At 67.4% G+C, this 18,302-nt stretch carries 14 protein-coding genes and 1 pseudogene; 7 read left to right on the top strand and 8 right to left on the bottom strand.

Annotation, left to right across the window (positions count from 1 at the left end; all coding sequences use genetic code 11):
* Nucleotides 1-247: 247 nt before the first annotated feature.
* The gene (locus ACFMRZ_RS24060; RefSeq protein ID WP_400180859.1) at nucleotides 248-1,063 is read left to right on the top strand and encodes a lytic polysaccharide monooxygenase; all 816 of its coding nucleotides are present in this window, start codon (nucleotides 248-250) and stop codon (nucleotides 1,061-1,063) included.
* Between the two features lie 87 nt (nucleotides 1,064-1,150).
* Here ACFMRZ_RS24060 and ACFMRZ_RS24055 read toward each other — a convergent pair whose 3' ends face one another.
* A complete protein-coding gene (locus ACFMRZ_RS24055) occupies nucleotides 1,151-1,345 on the bottom strand; it encodes a hypothetical protein (RefSeq protein WP_280273785.1) in 195 nt (64 codons plus the stop codon).
* A 537-nt stretch (nucleotides 1,346-1,882) separates the two neighbouring features.
* A complete protein-coding gene (locus tag ACFMRZ_RS24050) occupies nucleotides 1,883-2,332 on the bottom strand; it encodes a hypothetical protein (RefSeq protein ID WP_400180858.1) in 450 nt (149 codons plus the stop codon).
* A gap of 581 nt (nucleotides 2,333-2,913) precedes the next feature.
* Between ACFMRZ_RS24050 and ACFMRZ_RS24045 the strand changes: the two genes are divergently transcribed.
* The 3 genes and pseudogenes from ACFMRZ_RS24045 to ACFMRZ_RS24035 all read left to right on the top strand — a co-directional run.
* Nucleotides 2,914-3,924 (top strand): XRE family transcriptional regulator, encoded by a 1,011-nt coding sequence (locus tag ACFMRZ_RS24045; protein WP_400180856.1) that lies wholly within the window; start codon nucleotides 2,914-2,916, stop codon nucleotides 3,922-3,924.
* Nucleotides 3,925-3,937: 13 nt separating this feature from the next.
* The gene (locus tag ACFMRZ_RS24040; RefSeq protein WP_280273788.1) at nucleotides 3,938-5,194 is read left to right on the top strand and encodes a pyridoxal phosphate-dependent aminotransferase; all 1,257 of its coding nucleotides are present in this window, start codon (nucleotides 3,938-3,940) and stop codon (nucleotides 5,192-5,194) included.
* A gap of 316 nt (nucleotides 5,195-5,510) precedes the next feature.
* Nucleotides 5,511-6,776 (top strand): annotated as a pseudogene (locus ACFMRZ_RS24035) (YibE/F family protein); the annotation flags it as partial.
* An 853-nt stretch (nucleotides 6,777-7,629) separates the two neighbouring features.
* Here ACFMRZ_RS24035 and ACFMRZ_RS24030 read toward each other — a convergent pair.
* Nucleotides 7,630-9,009 carry an Hsp70 family protein gene (locus ACFMRZ_RS24030; protein ID WP_400180854.1) on the bottom strand — a complete coding sequence of 460 codons (1,380 nt, stop codon included), beginning with the start codon at nucleotides 9,007-9,009 and terminating at the stop codon, nucleotides 7,630-7,632.
* A 191-nt stretch (nucleotides 9,010-9,200) separates the two neighbouring features.
* Entirely contained in the window at nucleotides 9,201-10,523 is a 1,323-nt protein-coding gene (locus tag ACFMRZ_RS24025) for a UDP-glucose dehydrogenase family protein (protein WP_400180852.1), read from the bottom strand.
* Nucleotides 10,524-10,650: 127 nt separating this feature from the next.
* Here ACFMRZ_RS24025 and ACFMRZ_RS24020 point away from each other — a divergent pair, with 127 nt between their 5' ends.
* Both ACFMRZ_RS24020 and ACFMRZ_RS24015 read left to right on the top strand, forming a co-directional pair.
* Complete coding sequence (locus tag ACFMRZ_RS24020) at nucleotides 10,651-11,178, top strand: YdcF family protein (RefSeq protein ID WP_400180851.1); 528 nt, start codon at nucleotides 10,651-10,653, stop codon at nucleotides 11,176-11,178.
* A 131-nt stretch (nucleotides 11,179-11,309) separates the two neighbouring features.
* Complete coding sequence (locus ACFMRZ_RS24015; protein WP_280273638.1) at nucleotides 11,310-12,953, top strand: hypothetical protein; 1,644 nt, start codon at nucleotides 11,310-11,312, stop codon at nucleotides 12,951-12,953.
* A gap of 39 nt (nucleotides 12,954-12,992) precedes the next feature.
* On the opposite strand, the gene dcd is transcribed toward ACFMRZ_RS24015, so the two are convergent.
* The 3 genes from dcd to ACFMRZ_RS24000 all read right to left on the bottom strand — a co-directional run bounded on the left by dcd (nucleotide 12,993) and on the right by ACFMRZ_RS24000 (nucleotide 16,719).
* Nucleotides 12,993-13,571: a dCTP deaminase gene (gene dcd, locus ACFMRZ_RS24010; RefSeq protein ID WP_280270375.1), complete on the bottom strand. Its 579-nt coding sequence runs from the start codon at nucleotides 13,569-13,571 to the stop codon at nucleotides 12,993-12,995.
* Between the two features lie 42 nt (nucleotides 13,572-13,613).
* Nucleotides 13,614-14,696 (bottom strand): DUF4185 domain-containing protein, encoded by a 1,083-nt coding sequence (locus tag ACFMRZ_RS24005; protein WP_400180849.1) that lies wholly within the window; start codon nucleotides 14,694-14,696, stop codon nucleotides 13,614-13,616.
* A gap of 196 nt (nucleotides 14,697-14,892) precedes the next feature.
* Nucleotides 14,893-16,719 carry an acyl-CoA dehydrogenase gene (locus ACFMRZ_RS24000; RefSeq protein ID WP_400180848.1) on the bottom strand — a complete coding sequence of 609 codons (1,827 nt, stop codon included), beginning with the start codon at nucleotides 16,717-16,719 and terminating at the stop codon, nucleotides 14,893-14,895.
* 242 nt (nucleotides 16,720-16,961) lie between these two features.
* Between ACFMRZ_RS24000 and ACFMRZ_RS23995 the strand changes: the two genes are divergently transcribed.
* On the top strand, nucleotides 16,962-17,567 hold the full coding sequence (locus tag ACFMRZ_RS23995; RefSeq protein ID WP_400180846.1) for an alpha/beta family hydrolase: 606 nt from the start codon (nucleotides 16,962-16,964) through the stop codon (nucleotides 17,565-17,567).
* A gap of 17 nt (nucleotides 17,568-17,584) precedes the next feature.
* Here the strand turns inward: ACFMRZ_RS23995 and ACFMRZ_RS23990 are convergent, their stop codons facing one another.
* Nucleotides 17,585-18,286, bottom strand: a complete 702-nt coding sequence (locus tag ACFMRZ_RS23990) for a class I SAM-dependent methyltransferase (protein WP_400180844.1) — start codon at nucleotides 18,284-18,286, stop codon at nucleotides 17,585-17,587.
* Between the last annotated feature and the right edge of the window lie 16 nt (nucleotides 18,287-18,302).

Genomic DNA, 18,302 nt, shown 5'->3' with positions numbered 1-18,302 from the left:
CTGTAATGCGAATTCACTATTTTACCTGTTCAAACCCAATGACCGAATTGCGTAATCGACTCATCTGTGACGAGTCGGCCGGGGAGGGTTTGACTGCCCGATTGCTGCCACCTAGGTTTCAGAACACCTAGGTTTCAGAGGATAAGTTTCCGATAAAATGAGCTGAAGTCATCACGGAACTATCACGTAGCGATCACAGGACCGCGTGCCGGCGCGCTGTCCGCACAATCTCTCACAAGGAGTATCAGTGAGCAAAAGAATGCTGTCCCTCGTCGGCGCGGCCGTCGGAATCGCGCCGATCCTCGTCGCACTGCTGCCCACCGCCACCGCGAGCGCACACGGGTACGTCTCGTCACCGCTGAGCCGGCAGGCGCAGTGCGCCCAGGGCCTGGTGTCCTGCGGCGACATCAGCTACGAGCCGCAGAGCGTGGAGGGACCCAAGGGCCTGAAGAGTTGCGGGGCGAACAAGTACCCCGAACTCGATGACGACAGCAAGGGCTGGAAAGTCCAGAACGTCGGCAGCAAGGTGGATTTCACCTGGACGAACACGGCTCAGCACCGCACCGCGGACTGGGAGTACTTCATCGGCGACACCCTGGTGGGCAAGGTCGACGGCAAGAACGAGCTGCCGGGCGGGTCGGTCACGCACTCGATCGATCTGAGCAAGTTCAGCGGCAAGCAGAAGCTGCTCGCGGTGTGGAACATCGGGGACACCTCGAATGCCTTCTACTCCTGCGTCGACCTGAACATCGGCGACGGATCATCCGGCGGCACGCCGACCACGGCACCGACCACCACCCCGGCGCCGCCCACGTCGACCCAGCCGACCACGCCGTCCCAGCCCACCACATCCCAGCCGACCACCTCGCCGCAACCCACCACCAGCGCACCGCCGACCTCGACCCCGGGCGGCTCCGCCCAGGCGTGGCGGCAGGGCGCCGACTACAAGGTCGGCGACGTGGTCATTTACGAAGGCGCTCGATACAAGTGCCTGCAGGCCCACACGGCCTACGACCCGGGCTGGACCCCCGCGGCCACGCCCGCCCTCTGGCAGCAGGTGTGAGCGCTCCGGCGCGAGAATGAGACGAATTCGGCTGCGGCACACGCGGTGCCGCAGCCGAATTCGTCACCACCCGGGCCGGCCCGGGAATCACGTTCCCATATGCGGCGAATCGGCCGGAATCATCCGATTCGCCTCCACCAGAACAGCTTTGGCGTGACGCTTCGCCGCACACAGATGCTCGATGTGCACCTGCATCACGAGATGCGCCTGTTCGGGAGTCCACGATTCACCGGGCGACGGCGCCGAACACACCATCAGCACCGGGTGAGCCTGCGGCAGCATCAGCTCGACCTTTCTGCAGAACCTACCTGTCGGATCTCAACGCGGGACGCCGAATGGTGTCTGAATGTTCACCGACACAAAATTCCTATCACCGACCGAAGCCATGTCCTATTACCGGCTCGGGCGGTAGCGACCGCTACGGAATGCTGCGTAATAACGGATTCGACATATGTAAAACAGTCATGAGCAGGTCCTGCCCGAACTGGACACACCACACCGACGCCCCCGCCCTGATAGCCATCGGCAATCATCGGGCACACGCCGATTAAGAAGCAACGTATTCAGCAATAACTGACGACCACGCATTATCTGATCATCGAGACGAGCATGGTTTTCATTTCCACAACTGCCGTACCAGACAGTAAGATCAGCAAACTCACAGCGATATTGTGATATAGATCACAATCACGTCTCAGTAACGAGATTACAGAGATTTGCCGAGTGCTTCGACTTTCCGGCTCGGATAATCCGGGTCCGCCCCGTCGACTGCCAAAGTGGGGCGGACCCGGCCGCGGGACGGCGAGGACCGGTCTGCGGTCAGTCCTCGCCCCCGCCTCCCACCGCCAGAGCCGTCGCGATGACCACCGAGAGGGGTGGAAGTTCGTCGTCGCGGCTCGGTGGCCGGACCCAGTGGCACCCTTCTCTGGTCCAACGGCCGAGGCCGGTCGGCAACATCACGGCGCTTCCGGCGATGGGAATGCCTATGTCCGAACGGTTCAGCGCGTCCAGCACCGCGGCGCCGGGACGGCTGTCGGGCGCCACCAGAAAACTCCAGCGGATCTGCCGGGCCAGCGTCGGCCCGGCGGCGCCCTGTGTGGTGAGGGAATCCCGGACGCCGCCGGCATATGCGGTGGGCAGATGCACGACGCCGACGCGCCCGGTGATCGGAAGCATGACGAACCCACCGCGCTCGTGCACCGGCAGTCCGTACTCGTATCGGTAGAACGCCACCCAATCCTCGACGGTCCTGAGTTTCTCCACGTTCACGGCGAGCTCCCTCGATCCTCATCCAGGATCCCGCCTCGCCGATCGATCCGGAACGCCCGCACACCCTCCTTGCGCTGCCTTTCCGCTGCCTTTGCCGAGAGATCTCCGAAACCGCTGATACCAGCTCGGTTTCGGCTGTGGCTGCGATCACTGCGCGCTCGTACTCTGGAGTACGGAGTTCGTGCGGAAGGGATGACATCGTGGTCCGGCAGTGGTCAGGTAGGGAAGCCCGTGCCCTCCGCGATGCCAAGCGGATGAGTATCCGGGAATTCGCTGCGCACCTGGGTGTGCACGAACGACTGGTCTCGAAGTGGGAGGCGGGGGGCGCTCGGGTACATCCCCGCCCGGTCAACCAGGCCGCTCTGGACACATCCCTTGCCAGGTCCGACGAGGTCGTGCGGGCACGTTTCGCGGCGTTGGTCGATCAGCCCCTGATCGATCGGCCCGCGCCGGACATCGATGCGCGCCCGGCAGATTCGGCGCGCGCCAAGTATTCGAGCGACGCGGAACTTCTGGCTCTGGTTGACACCGGTGCGATGAGAGGTGATGCGTCAGCCGAGATTTCGGAGAGGGATCTGATCATGGCGGCTGCCCATGAAGCCAGCGAACACGCCGGTCGGGCCGAGATCACCAACGTGGGTGCCACCGCTCTGGAGCAACTCGACGCCGACGTCATGCGCATCGCCAACGACTATGTGCACGTGCCGCCGGTTCCGATGATGGTGGAGATGCTGCGGGTGCGCAGGCGCGTCTACCGACTGCTGGAGGGACATCAGAGACCTTCGGACACAACACATCTGTATCTGCTGGCCGGCACGCTGTCCGGGCTGCTCGCCAATGCCAGCACCGACCTGGGATACCACGACGCCGCCGGTGAGCAGGCCCGCGCCGCCTGGGCCTACGCGGAACTGTGCGGGCACAACGGGTTACGCGCCTGGACCCGCGGGATGCAGGCGCTGATCGAGTACGGATCGCACCGCCCGCGGCACGCGGTGACGCTGGCGCAGAGCGGGCAGCAGTACGCCGAGTCGGCGACCGCGCGGGTGCGGCTGCACAACATCGAGGCCCGTATCTGGGCCAAGCTGGGCAGCCCCGCCGACACCGAACGCTGCATCGGCGCCGCCGACGGCGCCCGGGACGGCAACGGCACCGACAACCTGCACGACGAGGTCGGCGGGGTATTCGGCTTCAACGAGCCGAAGAGTCAGTACTACGCCGGCGCCACCTATATCCATCTCGGCCAGGCCGCACCCGCATTGCAAGCCACCCAGCGGGCGATCGAGCTGTACGCCAACGGCCCCGAGGAGCGGCGCTCCTACGGCGCGGAATCCCTGGCGCGCGTGGACAATGCGACCGCGCACCTGATCAACGGCAGTCTCGACGGCGCCGCCGCGGCGCTGACCCCGGTGCTGGAGCTGGCCGAGGACAAACGCATCGCGCAGCTCGAGGAGCGGCTCAGCGGCATCCGGCGGCGCATCGCCGGACCCGAGTTCCGCGACGCGAGCGAGGCCCGCCGGCTCGACGAACGCATCGAGGAGTTCTGCGTGGCCAACGCCGCTCGCGGGGTGATCCCGGCCGGGGGCGGCTCCTGATCCAACTGGCACCATGGGACGGGTGAGCCCTACCAGCCAGTCACCTCTGCCCCCGCGGACCCTGGAGCAGTCCACCAAGCTCCAGAACGTCGTCTACGAGATCCGCGGGCCGGTACACGCGCACGCGGCGCGGCTGGAGGCCGAGGGGCACCGGATCCTGAAGCTGAACATCGGCAATCCGGCGCCGTTCGGCTTCGAGGCGCCGGATGTGATCATGCGGGACATGATCGCGGCGCTGCCGTACGCGCAGGGCTATTCGGAGTCCAAGGGGATTCTGTCGGCGCGCCGGGCCATCGTGACACGCTACGAGCTGGTACCCGGTTTCCCGGAGTTCGACGTCGACGACGTCTACCTGGGCAACGGCGTCTCCGAGCTGATCACCATCACCATGCAGGCCCTGCTGGACAACGGCGACGAGGTGCTGCTCCCGGCCCCCGACTATCCGCTGTGGACGGCGATGACCAGCCTGGCCGGCGGCACCCCGGTGCACTATCTGTGCGACGAGTCCAACGGCTGGCAGCCCGATATCGCCGACATCGAGTCGAAGATCACCGACAAGACCAAGGCGCTGCTGGTGATCAACCCCAACAACCCGACGGGCGCGGTGTACTCGTCGGAGGTGTTGCAGCAACTGGTCGACCTGGCCCGCAAGCATCGGCTGCTGCTGTTGGCCGACGAGATCTACGACAAGATCCTCTACGACGACGCCAAGCACATCTCGCTCGCGTCCCTGGCGCCCGACCTGCTGTGCCTGACCTTCAACGGCCTGTCCAAGGCGTACCGGGTGGCCGGGTACCGGTCCGGCTGGCTGGTGATCACCGGGCCGAAGGAGCATGCCGCCGGATTCCTCGAGGGTATCGATCTGCTGGCCTCCTCCCGCCTGTGCCCGAATGTGCCTGCGCAGCACGCGATTCAGGTGGCGCTCGGCGGGCATCAGAGCATCGAGGACCTGATCCTGCCGGGCGGGCGGCTGCTCGAGCAGCGCGATGTGGCGTGGGAGAAGCTGAACATGATCCCCGGGGTGTCGTGTGTGAAGCCGAAGGGCGCGCTGTACGCGTTCCCGCGGCTGGATCCCGAGGTGTACGAGATCCACGACGATTCCAAGCTGATCCTGGACCTGCTGTTGCAGGAGAAGATCCTGATGGTGCAGGGCACCGGCTTCAACTGGCCGCACCATGATCATCTGCGGATCGTGACGCTGCCGTGGGCACGAGATCTGGCGGTCGCGATCGAGCGGTTCGGCAACTTCCTCGCGGGTTATCGGCAGTGATTCCGGTACAGACCTCAACACTCGCGAAAACAGACCGTGAGTACGAATAAGTGCGCTTTTTAAAGACTTAGCTAGCGCAAAGAATGGCCGTTTGTGTACAGTGGGCCTTGGCACTCAGGTGCCCCCGGCCGAGCCGCCTACCCCCCTGGGCCGCTCGGCCCTGGATTCGACCGCCTACCCCCCTGGGCCGTCGAATCTCTCGGGCGGCGGAGACATCCCCCTGCTCTCCGCCGCCCCTCCCACCTCTTCCCGTCGCGTGAGCAGCGCGTACCCGCCGTCGCGATGTCGACAATCGAAACCAATTAGGCTCGCAGCGGTGAGCGACCACCACCATCACCACGATCACTCCGGACCGATCGCCATCGGCGCCACGGCGGCCAAGGTCGTGGTCGGGCTTCTGGCCGGCATCGGCGTGCTGGTGCTGTTCGGTTTGTTCTGGCTGTGGCCGAGTCACCAGCACGTCGACATTCCGCTGCCGATGCAGAACGGCGGCGGCGGGGCCGTGCACACCGAGGCGGGCACCGTGACCATGCAGGACCTCGGTCCCTGCGGCAGCCTGTCCAACGGCCGCGTGTTCGACGACACCCCGAATGCGCCGCGCGCCAACGGTTACAACTGCCAGCGCAGTCTGGTCTCCATCGATTCCGGGCCGGATCAGGGCAAGCACACGCTGCTGGAGATCGCGCCCGGCCCGGGGCAGCCGGATCTGCGGGTGGGCGACGACATTCGGGTCGTCCGGCAGGCCGATCCGGGCGGCACCACCATCTACTCCTTCGACGACTACGCGCGCGGGCTGCCGCTGACGATCATCGCGCTGGCGTTCGTCGCGGTCATCGTGATCGTGGCGCGCTGGCGCGGGCTGCGAGCCGTGCTCGGCCTGGGTTTCGCGTTCGGCGTGCTGGTGATGTTCCTGCTGCCTGCCCTGCTGGACGGGAAACCGGCCGTGCCGGTGGCGCTGGTGGCGGGGTCGCTGATCTTGTATGCCGTGCTGTATCTCGCGCACGGGGTGAATCTGCGGACGAGTTCCGCGCTGCTGGGGACGCTCAGCGCGATGGTGCTGGCGGCGGTGCTGTCCTGGGTGGCGCTCGAGATCACTCATCTGACCGGACTCTCCGAGGAGCAGAACGCCAACGTCGCGACGTATCTGCAGCATGTGAGCATCACCGGACTGCTGCTGGCCGGGTTCATCATCGGCTCGCTCGGTGTGCTCAACGACGTCACCATCACCCAGGCGTCGGCCGCGTTCGAACTCGCCGCGCTCGACGAGAAGGCCTCGCGCCGAGAGATTTTCACCGCGGCCATGCGAGTGGGCCGTGACCACATCGCCAGTACCGTCTACACGCTGGTGCTCGCCTACGCCGGTGGGGCGCTGCCGCTGCTGCTGCTGTTCTCGGTGGCCGGGCGTTCGTTCCGGGACGTGCTCACCGGCGACGCGGTGGGGATCGAGATCACCCGATCCGCCGTCGGTGGTATCTGCCTGGCCCTGTCGGTGCCGCTCACCACGGCGATCGCTGTGATGCTGGCCCGGCCGCTCGGGTACGTGCCCGCGTCCGCTCCGCCCCGCCGCTCTCGCCATGCCCGCGGCGCGGAGTCGCGCGGTGGAGCGGAATCCGCGCGCGGGCCGGAGTCGAAGACCGGTGCGGCACAGCGCAATTCGACTGCCGCCCGATCCGCACGCGCGGCGGCCGGTGCCACCGCGGCGAATCGCGCACCGCGCCGCGAAGCCGTCGCGCCGGGCGAATCGTTCGACGCGTTCGACGACGAAGCCACACCGCCCGAAGGATTTTCGGCGTACTACCCGCCGGATGACCCTCGGGGCGCTCGAGACGACCGTTCGAGTTATCCCCATCGCTCCACAGGCAGCGCTGCGGGCGGATCCCGCGACTATCCCCACGCCGAAATGGGTTATGCGCCTTCAGATCCCGGCTACACCCTCTCGGAATCCGACTACTCCCCCTCGGAGTCTGGTTACTCCCCCTCCGAACGCGGCTACTCCCTGTCTGACCCGGGTTACTCCCCCGCCGAACCGGGCTACTCTCCGTCTCGACCGGGCTACTCCGCCACCGAGCCTGGCTACTCCCCGTCTGACCCGGGCTACTCCCCCGCCGAACCTGACTACCCCCCGTCTAACCCGGGCTACTCCGCCACCGAACCTGGCTACCCCCTGTCTGAACCGGGCTACTCCCCGCCCGAACCCGACTACTCCCCGCCGGAATCCGGCTACTCCTCCCCCTCCGAATCCGGCTATGCCGCCGACCCCGGTTATGCACCGCGGCATGCTGAATCGGGCCCAGCCGAGCACGACTGGTTCACACCGCGCACCGACGACGATCACTCGGGCGAGCCCCACAGGACCGGAAACGACGAGGACGATTACGGGCGCCGGTGGCCACGCCAGGGCGGACCGGACGGCTACTGAGGCAACGGGTTTCGGCTCAGCGGCGCTGGGGCGGCGCGCCGGGCGGCGGGAACTGTGGGAGCAGGGGCGGGAGCGTGGGGACGACGATCGGCGGTAGGCCCGGGACGACGATGGTGTTCGGGCCGGGCGGGGGCGCTTCCACCTCCGTCGTAGGCGCCGATCGCTGCGGTGGCGGCGGCGCGGCGACCGAGGCGTTGGTGGTATCGGTCGGCGACGGCGTGTTCGAAGGCTCGCGCGCCGCGGAGTTCGGTGCGGTGGTCGGGGCCGAGCTGGGCGCCGAATTGCTGTGCGAATCGCCTTGCAGCACTTGCGGACCCCAGCCGAGGCCCAGGCCCACGGCGGCCACCACCACCAGCGCGCCCACCGCGACCCCGGCGACGCTCAGCTCACGCCGCCGCCCGAACGCCAGGTCCCGCATCGGGCCGTGCGCCGGATCGCGGTCCGCGGTGCGCCGCCGACGGCGTGCGGGCGCGTTCTCGGCCAGCCACACCGGGGTCAACTGCTCGGTCTCGGGGTCGATGATCGCGGATCGGGCGATCGGATGCGACGGCCGCGCCAGCAGCGCCGCGCCGCGCGCCACCACCGTCTCCGGCTGTTGCGGCACCCGCACCGGCATCCCCAGCCAGCGCTCCAGTACCCGTGGCACCAGCGGGATCCGGGCACAGCCGCCGATGACGACGACCGCCTGCACCGCCTGCTCGGAGCGCATGATCACATCGCGGGTCATCCGCGCCGACGACTCGACGGCCAGCATGATCAGCGCCTCGAAGTTCTCCTGCGACAGCAGCACCAGGCCGTGCTCCGACGGCAACGCGACGGCGGTCGTCACCGACAGCTGCTCTTTCGCCCTGCGACACAGCGTGTCCAGTTCGGCCAGGCCGTCGGGGTCCGGCGGGTGGGCGATGCGCCCGGAGGCGATCTGCTGCTCGCGAATCAGCGAGTCCAGGTAGTCGCCGCTGATGTCGCTGGTGCGTTCGCTGTAGTGGACCTGGCCTTCGGCAACGTCGACGACGCTCACCGACAGCCCCGAGCTGCCCAGGTCGTACAGGGCGATGGTGCGCAGGCCGGACAGCTCGCCGGTGGCCCGCAGGAACTCCACGGCCGCCACGACTTCCGGCACCAGTTCGTAGTTGGTGAGCTGGCGGCGGGCCAGTGCGCCCCGGACCGAGCGCGCATGCTGTTCGGAGCGATAGGCCACCGCCGTGGCGGACTCCGGTCCACCGGCGAGCGCGCCGGCGACCGCTTCGGCGGCGACATCCTCCACGCGCCGCTCGCCCACCAGCGCGGTGTGCAGGTCGAAACGGTCCGGGTCGAGATGCTCGGCGGTGTTCCCGGCGTGCGGGCGTGCGACGCGAACGGCGTCGGCCCCCACCGAGACTCCCAGTACCGAACTCATCTGCTGCCCATCTCGTTCCACTCCACGATGTGCGTGAAGCCGCCGCCTCTGCTCTTCGAAACACGGATGGCCGGCGCCGATTCAGACTCAGTATATTGCGGCGTTCACGGGCCCCGACGCGATACGCGAACCGCCTCCTCCGGATCCGTCGTGCACGCCGCGGGGTGTGGTCACTTTACCTGCTCGACACACTACGAGGTGCCGAGCCCCGCGTATACCCATCCGGCGTCTCGCCAGGTGGCGCGTTCGAGACAGTTCCGGCCGTCGATGATGGACCGAGTACGCACCACGGCATCCAGATCCCGCGGCCGCAGCGCCGTGAACTCGGACCATTCGGTGAGCACCAGCACCACGTCGGCACGGTCGCACGCCTCGGTGACGGAGGTGGCGTAGTTCAGCGTCGGAAAAACCTTGCGCGAATTCTCCAGGGCCTTCGGGTCGTACACCGTGACCACGGCGCCGTGCAGCTGGATCATCCCGGCGACGTTGAGCGCCGGCGAATCGCGCACATCGTCGGATTCGGGTTTGAAGGCCGCGCCGAGCACCGCCACGTTGGCGCCGAGCAGCGACCCGCCACACGCCTTGGCGGCCATGTCCACCACCTTGGCGCGGCGGCGCATGTTGATGTTGTCGACCTCGCGCAGGAACGCCAGCGCGTGATCCGCGCCCAGCTCACCGGCGCGGGCCATGAAGGCGCGAATGTCCTTGGGCAGGCAGCCGCCGCCGAAGCCGAGGCCCGCGTTGAGGAACCGGCGGCCGATGCGGGCGTCGTAGCCGAGGGCGTCGGCCAGCACGGTCACGTCCGCGCCGGTGGCCTCGCAGACCTCGGAGACGGCATTGATGAACGAGATCTTCGTGGCCAGGAAGGCGTTGGCGGAGACCTTCACCAGTTCGGCGGTGGCCAGGTCGGTCAGCAGGAACGGGACCCGCGCGGTGATCAGGTCGGCATAGATCTCACGCACGAGTTCTTCGACCCAGCCGGCATTCTCGCGCTCCCGGTCGACGCCCAGCACCAACCGGTCCGGCCGCACGGTGTCCTGTACGGCGAAGCCCTCGCGCAGGAATTCCGGATTCCACGCCACCTCGACGTCCACGCTCGCCGCGGCCCGCGCGCGGCGACCGAGTTCGACCGCGGTGCCGACCGGCACGGTGGACTTCCCGATGATCACCGCCGGGCGCTGCAGCAGCGGCGCCAGCGAATCCACCACGGCGTGCACGTATTTGAGGTCGGCGGCGTATTCGCCCTTCTTCTGCGGCGTGCCCACGCCCAGGAAGTGCGCGTCGGCGTGCGCGGCCGCCTCCTCGTAGGAGGTGGTGAACCGCAGCCGCCCGGCGTCCAGGTTGCGCCGCAGCACATCCTCGAGTCCGGGCTCGTAGAACGGCACCACCCCGTCGGACAGCTTCGCGACCTTGCCGGGATCGATATCGACCCCCACCACTTCGTGTCCGAGCTCTGCCATGCACGCGGCATGGGTGGCTCCCAGATATCCAGTCCCGAAAACCGTGAGACGCATGATCGATTGGTAAGCGCCGGCGGTGGCCGCACCGCGTCATCGAGGCGAGTCTCCGCACAACAACTGATGTACATGCGGAAACCGCCAGGTCGTGAGGGTCGGCCCGAGGGTCGATAGCATCGGCTGGGTGCGCAGGCGGTGGGGTCTCGTGGCCGGGGTCGCGGTGGTCGTCGCCGCGGTGGTGGCGCTGTGGCCGGTCTATGTGCGCCCGCAGGTGGACCGTCCCGCGCGGGCCGACGCGATCATGGTGCTGGGCGGCGCCCACGACGGCCGCGAGGAACTCGGACTGCGGCTGGCGCGGGACGGCTACGCGCCCGTGGTGGTGTTCTCCGACCCCTACGAGCACAGCCCGCGCATGAACCGGATCTGCCACGGCGGATACAGCTTCCGGGTGGAGTGCTTCGATCCGGAGCCGCGAACCACCCGCGGTGAGGGGCGGGAGCTGGCCGCGCGGGCGCGAGCAGGCGGCTGGCAACGCGTGATCGTGGTGACCTTCACGCCGCACGTGTCCCGTGCGCGCTATGTCCTCGGAAAGTGCTGGGACGGAGAGATTCTCATGGTCGACGCGCGGCCGCGGGTATTGATCGGACGATGGGCGTACAACTACCTGTACCAGTCGGCGGGGTACGTCAAGGCCCTGGCCGACGATTGCTAGCGAGTAGCGCCGTTCTCATCCCATGATGTGACGTAACGGGTCCGTAACGGCCCGGCAAAGCCGGCTCTACATTCACCCAGGACCCTCACTTTCCGAGCCTGCTCGTTTTTGGGCCGGATTGAGGAGTATCTGTGGTCGACGTAGACAAGCGCCCGGCGAATTCGGTCGCGGCGACGAAGGAAACGCTGGAGGATTACACGCTGCGGTTCGCGCCGCGCAGCTATCGCAAATGGAGTCCGGCGGTGGTCGGCGTCTCGGCGCTCGGCGGCATCGCCTACCTGGCCGACTTCTCCATCGGCGCCAACGTGGGCATCGCCAACGGCACCGGCAACGCGCTGCTGGGCATCGGCATCTTCGCCGTCGTCATCATGCTCACCGGGTTTCCGCTGGCCTATTACGCCGCGCGCTACAACATCGACCTGGATCTGATCACCCGCGGCAGCGGTTTCGGTTACTACGGGTCGGTCGTCACCAATCTGGTGTTCGCGTCGTTCACCTTCATCTTCTTCGCCACCGAGGGCTCGATCATGGCGCAGGGCCTGGAATTGGGCCTGCACATTCCGCTGTGGCTCGGCTATCTGGTATCGACGCTGATCATCTTCCCGCTGGTCATCTACGGCATGAACACGCTGGCCAAATTGCAGGTGTGGACGACGCCGCTGTGGTTGCTGCTGATGGTGCTGCCGTTCCTGTTCCTGGTGGTGCGACACCCGGATTCGATCGGCACGTTCTTCGCCTACGGCGGCAAGGACGGCAGCGGGGTGAGCCTCACCGGAGCGCTGCTGGCCGCGGGCGTGTGCCTGTCGCTGATCGCCCAGATCGCCGAGCAGATCGACTATCTGCGCTTCATGCCGCCGAAAACGCCGGAGAACTCCCGCAAATGGTGGAGCTGGATGCTGCTGGCCGGACCCGGCTGGGTGATCTTCGGTGCGATCAAGCAGGTGGTGGGTCTGTTCCTGGCGGTGTATCTGATCGCGAGTCTGCCCGGCGCGCAGGACATCGCGAATCAGCCGGTGCACCAGTTCCTGGAGATCTATCGCGATATGGTGCCGTCCTGGCTGGCGATGACGCTGGCGGTGGTGCTGGTGGTCATCAGTCAGATCAAAATCAATGTGACCAACGCGTATTCGGGCTCGCTGGCGTGGACCAATTCGTTCACCCGCGTCACCAAGACCTATCCGGGCCGACTGGTGTTCCTCGGCCTGAATCTGGTGATCGCGCTGGTCCTGATGGAAGCCAACATGTTCGAGTTCCTCAACGACATCCTCGGCTTCTACGCCAATTGCGGTATCGCCTGGATCGTCACCGTGGCAACGGATATCGCGGTCAACAAGTATCTGCTGAAGATCTCACCGAAGCAGCCGGAGTTCCGCCGCGGCATGCTCTACGACTTCAATCCGGTCGGCCTGGTCGGCTTCGGATTGTCGGCGGTGCTGTCGATCGCGACCTTCTTCGGGGTATTCGGCGCGACGCTGAAGCCGTATTCGCCGATCGTGGCGGTGGTGATCGCGTTCGTCGCCACACCGCTCACCGCCCTCGCCACGAAGGGCAAGTACTACCTGCGCCGCACCGACGACGGCATCGAACTGCCGATGTTCGACGAGCACGGCAACCCCTCCGGGGAGACCCTGCCCTGCGCGGTCACCGGCCTGGAGTTCGAGCGTCCCGACATGATCGCGTCGGCGGTCCCGGGGCCCGAGGGCGAGATCCAGTACATCAGCTCGCTGGCTCTGTCCACGGACAAGTCCGGCACGCACGTCCTGCCGGAGCGGTAGTGCGCTCGGCCGCCGTATCCAGGGGGTGCGGCGGCCGGGTCAGGAACCGTTGGGCTGCGGGAAGTTCAGGTAGGCGCGGGAGGGCGTCGGCCCGCGCTGGCCCTGGTATTTGGAGCCCGCGGCCGAACTGCCGTAAGGATGTTCGGCCGGGCTGCTCAGCCGGAACAGGCACAGCTGGCCGATCTTCATACCCGGCCACAGCGTGATCGGCAGGTTCGCCACATTCGACAGTTCCAGGGTGATGTGGCCGCTGAAACCCGGGTCGATGAATCCGGCGGTGGAGTGCGTGAGCAGGCCCAGGCGGCCCAGGCTGGACTTGCCCTCCAAGCGCCCGGCCAGGTCGTCGGGCAACGTGCACACCTCCAGCGTGGAGCCGAGCACGAACTCGCCCGGGTGCAGCACGAATGGTTCCCCGTCGACGGGCTCGACCAGACTGGTCAGCTCGTCCTGCCGCTGCGCCGGGTCGATATGGGTGTATCGAGTGTTGTTGAACACCCGGAACATTCGGTCCAGGCGCACATCGATGCTCGACGGCTGGACCAGCTTCGCCTCGAACGGTTCCAGCGCGAGCCGCCCCGCGGCCAGCTCGGCACGAATGTCGCGATCGGAAAGCAGCACGCCGAAGAGCCTAATGACAGCGCTCGCGGACCCCGACACCGCCTACAACGGCGTCCGCATCAGCATCACGTTGTACTGCCGATGCTGAGTGACCAGGAAGTACAGATCGCTGCCCGTCTGGTACGGGTAGATCATCGGGGCGTAGGCGCTGGGCAACTCGCGGGTGTCGATGAGCACGCGCGGCTCGCTCCAGGGACCCTCCGGGGCGGGCGCGGTACGCATCACCACCGAGTTGCTCGGGTCGGTGGTCATCATGACGTACTGCCCCAGATACTGGTTCCACATCACCGAAAGCTCGCCCACGCCACCGACGATCGGCTTGGCGGCGTTCACGTCGTTGAGCTTCCAGGCCCCGCCGTCCCAGTACTCGTAGGCGTCGATGTCGGCGATGTCGGCTTCCTTGACCCGCGCGACGAATCCGGGATTGTCGCGCCCGGCGGGCGTGCCGTACCGGTAGACGAAGCCGTCGGCCTTCAGGAACGCCGCCTGCTGGAAGTTGTGGAAGCCGCCCTCGTCGGCGCGGCGGGTGGTGGGCAGCTGCGCCCAGGTCTGCCCGCCGTCGCCGGACACGGCCAGGGTGGAGAAGTTGGTGTCCCAGTGCCCGTCCGGGCCCCAATCGCGCACCGACATCATGCTCATGTACTGCACTCCGCCCACCGAGATGCCGGCGGTCGGGATGAAACTGATCTCGATGCCCGGGATCTTCGGGCTGGGCAGTGGGTTGTCGACGAAGCTCGTGTAGCGGATGCCGTCGATGGGGCTGGCCCCGGCGGGACTGCGGAACAGTACGTTGGAGCGCCACGCCCACATGCTGCCCGCCAGCAGGTTCGGCATGCCCAGCCCGGCGGTGTCGCCGTAGGCGGTGATCATCTGTCCGCGACCGTCGTCCCACATGATGCCGAGGTCGGTGCCGAGCACATTGCTGTCCTGGGTGCGGTTCGGCGAGGCCATGCCGGTCATCTGATAGACGGCCTGGGTGGCGCCGCCGAGGTGCGGCAGGCCGTTGACGCCGTTCAGTCCGGGAATCGGGTTGATGTTGTTCGGGTCCGCGCCCGCCGGCGAGGCCGACAGGGCCAGCAGCGCGACCGCCGCGCACGCTCCGGCAAGTGCTGGCAGTCGTTTCATGCTCTGCTCCCCTTCCGATTGTGACGCCGTGGGTATTGTGCCCGTTCCGGCTCGCCGATGTGTGGTATGCGAGCGGACACAATTATCACATCGCAGTCACAGGTAGGGGTCGTTACGGCAACGAAGCCCCGCCACCGGTGGTGAATCCGGTTGCGGGGCTTCGTTTCCGATCAGGAGTGCAAGCGCCTCGGCGCACTCAGAACGCCGCTTCGTCGAGCTCCATGATGTCGTTGTCCAGGTTGGACAGGACCGCGCGGGTCGCGGTCAGTTCCGGGAGCACGTTGCGGGCGAAGAACTGCGCGGTGGCGACCTTGCCCTGGTAGAACGGCTCGGTGGAGCCGTTGTCGAGGGCCTTGATGGCGATCTCGGCCTGCTGCAGCAGTTGCCAGCCGATGAGCAGGTCGCCGACGGAGAGCAGGAACCGCACCGAGCCCAAGCCGACCTTGTACAGCTCGCTGGAGCCTTCCTGGGCGGCCATCAGGTGACCGGTCAGGGTGGCGGCCATGCCCTGGACGTCTTCGAGGGCGGTGGCGAGCAGTTTGCGTTCGGCCTTGAGCCGGCCGTTGCCGCCCTCGCGGTCGATGAACTGCTGGATCTGTCCGGCCACGTGCGCCAGGGCGACGCCGCGGTCGCGGGCGATCTTGCGGAAGAAGAAGTCCTGGGCCTGGATGGCGGTGGTGCCCTCGTAGAGGCTGTCGATCTTGGAGTCGCGGATGTACTGCTCGATCGGGTAGTCCTGCAGGAAGCCCGAGCCGCCCAGGGTCTGTAGCGATTCGGTGAGGTACTGGTAGGCGCGTTCGGAGCCGACGCCCTTGACGATCGGCAGCAGCAGGTCGTTGACGCGGGCGGCGAGATCGGCGTCCGCGCCGGAGACCTGCTCGGCCACCACGGCGTCCTGGTGCGCGGCGGTGTAGAGGTACACCGCGCGCAGGCCCTCCGCGTACGCCTTCTGCGTCGCGAGGCTGCGGCGCACGTCGGGGTGGTGGGTGATGGTGACGCGCGGTGCGGTCTTGTCCGTCATCTTGGTCAGGTCCGCGCCCTGCACGCGCTGCTTGGCGTACTCCAGCGCGTTCAGGTAACCGGTCGACAGCGTCGAGATGGCCTTGGTGCCCACCATCATTCGCGCGTGCTCGATGACCTCGAACATCTGCGCGATGCCGTTGTGGACCTCGCCGACGAGCCAGCCCTTGGCCGGGATGCCGTGACCGCCGAAGGTGACCTCACAGGTGGCCGAGACCTTCAGGCCCATCTTGTGCTCGACGCCGGTGACGAACACGCCGTTGCGCTCGCCCAATTCGCCGGTCTCGTGGTCGAAGTGGAACTTCGGCACGAAGAACAGCGACAGGCCCTTGGTGCCCGGGCCGGCGCCCTCGGGACGGGCCAGCACCAGATGCATGATGTTCGGGAACAGGTCGTCGGAATCGGCGGAGGTGATGAACCGCTTCACGCCCTCGATGTGCCAGGAGCCGTCCTCCTGCTGCACGGCCTTGGTCCGGCCCGCGCCCACATCCGAACCGGCGTCGGGCTCGGTCAGCACCATGGTGGCGCCCCAGCCCTGCTCCACCGCGATCTGCGCCCACTTCTTCTGCTCATCGGTGGCGCTGTTGAAGAAGATGTTGGCGAAGCCCGGGCCCGCGGCGTACATGAACGCGGCGGGGTTGGAGCCCAGCACCAGCTCGGCGATCGCCCAGTACGCGCTGCGCGGGAACTTGATGCCGCCCAGTTCCTCGGCGACGGCGTAGGAATCCCAGCCGCCCTCCTGCAGGGTGCGGTAGCTCTTCTTGAACGACTCCGGCAGCGTCACGCTGTGCGTCTCCGGGTCGAAGACCGGCGGATTGCGATCGGCATCGGCGAACGACTCGGCCAGCGGGCCCTCGGCGAGACGACGAACCTCGTTGATCATCTCCTTGACGGTGTCGGCGTCCAGGTCGCCGAACGCGCCGCTGTCCAGGATGGAACCCAATCCCAGGACCTCGAAGAGGTTGAACTCCAGGTCCCGGACATTGCTCTTGTAGTGACCCATTTTTCTCTCCATTGAGGTTGGTGCGGTCCGGTTGTGCCGTTCCCGCCCGTTGTGTCCACCGGTAGCCGTCAGCCTGCTACTCGCGGGTAACTTACACCGTATATTACCGACGGGTAATCCGGGTTTCAACGGGTTGAGCGGCCGATGTGACGCGATGAACAGTCGACGGCCGGCGCGGCGCGCACGACAGGGCGCCGGCTGACGATCCCGGGACTCGGCCGACCAGCGAGTTACCGTGTGGCGTGCGCATCGACACGAGTGCCGGACCCGCGGACATCGAGTTGGACAGGCCGCCGCGCGCCAAGTTCCTGCTGCTGCTGACCCACGGGTCCGGCGGCGGCGTGGACGCGCGAGATCTGCTGGCGGTACGCGATTGCGCGGTCGGTCTCGGTGGTGCGGTGGCGCGGGTGGTGCAGCCCTACCGCGTGGCCGGAAGGCGGGCGCCCGGCTCGACGACGGTCCAGGACGCCGCCTGGCTGGAAATCGTTGCGGCCCTGCGCAAGAAGGTACGCAAGGTCCCCCTGATCCAGGGCGGCCGCAGCAACGGCGCCCGGGTAGCCTGCCGCACCGCGCACGCGGCGCGCGTGAAAGGCGTTGTGGCGCTGTCTTTCCCACTGCACCCGCCGGGCAAACCGGAGAAGACCCGCCGCGACGAACTCCGCGCCGCCCGCCCGATCGAGGTGGTCGTGATCAACGGCGCCCGCGACCCCTTCGGCGTCCCCGACCCCGCCGACGCGGCCGAGGTGAAAGTTGTCCCCAACCAACCACATTCGTTCCGCAGCGGTTTCGACCTGATCACCGCAGCGGTCGAGCCATGGCTGCTGCGGTGGGGCGAAATTCCGGCCTGAACGGCGATCGTGACCGCTCAGGCCGGGGACTCCACCGCCTGCTGGTCGAGGTCGGGGACCACACGGGTGGCGACGACCAGCGCGTCGATGGCGTCGCCCGCTTCGGTGGGGCGCAGGACCCGGTCGGCGACGCCGACGCGGAGGTGGTCGCCGGCCGCGCCCAGGTCGGCGAGGATGTCGTGGGGAGTGAAGAGGATCGCGGGGTCCTGAGGGCCGCCGTGTCCCTCGGTGATGTTGGTGGTGTCGTGGCCCAGGACGAGCAGTGTGCCGCCCGGCGAGAGCAGGTCGGCGAGTTGTGCGAGCAAGGCGCGGCGCGGGCCGGGCGGCAGGTGCAGGTAGACGAGCAGGATCAGTTCGAACGGGCCGGTGATGCCCGCCGCGGCCGGGTCGGTGACATCGGCGCACTGCCAGTCGATGCGGCCGCGCACCGAGCGTGACAGGCGCGAGGCGATCGTGCGGCCCTTGTCGACGGCGACCTGCGAGAAGTCCACCGCCCGCACCTGCCAGCCGTGCGTGGCCAGCCACACCGCGTTGCGCCCCTCACCGCAGCCGAGATCCAGCGCGCGCGGCAGCGGCGGGGGCGCCTCGCCCGGCGCGTCCGGCTGCAGCGTGATCCGCCGCTCCAGTCCGTGCACGTGCTCGACCACGGTGCCGTTCGGCGGTGCGCCCCATACCAATTCGCTCTGCGCGTAGCGCGCATCCCATTCGGCCGCGTCCATGGGTCCGAGTGTATGG

It is taken from the genome of Nocardia sp. N2S4-5 (genome assembly GCF_044628355.1).
Taxonomy (GTDB): Bacteria; Actinomycetota; Actinomycetes; order Mycobacteriales; family Mycobacteriaceae; genus Nocardia; species Nocardia wallacei_B.
This window is presented reverse-complemented; position numbering and strand designations above follow the sequence as displayed.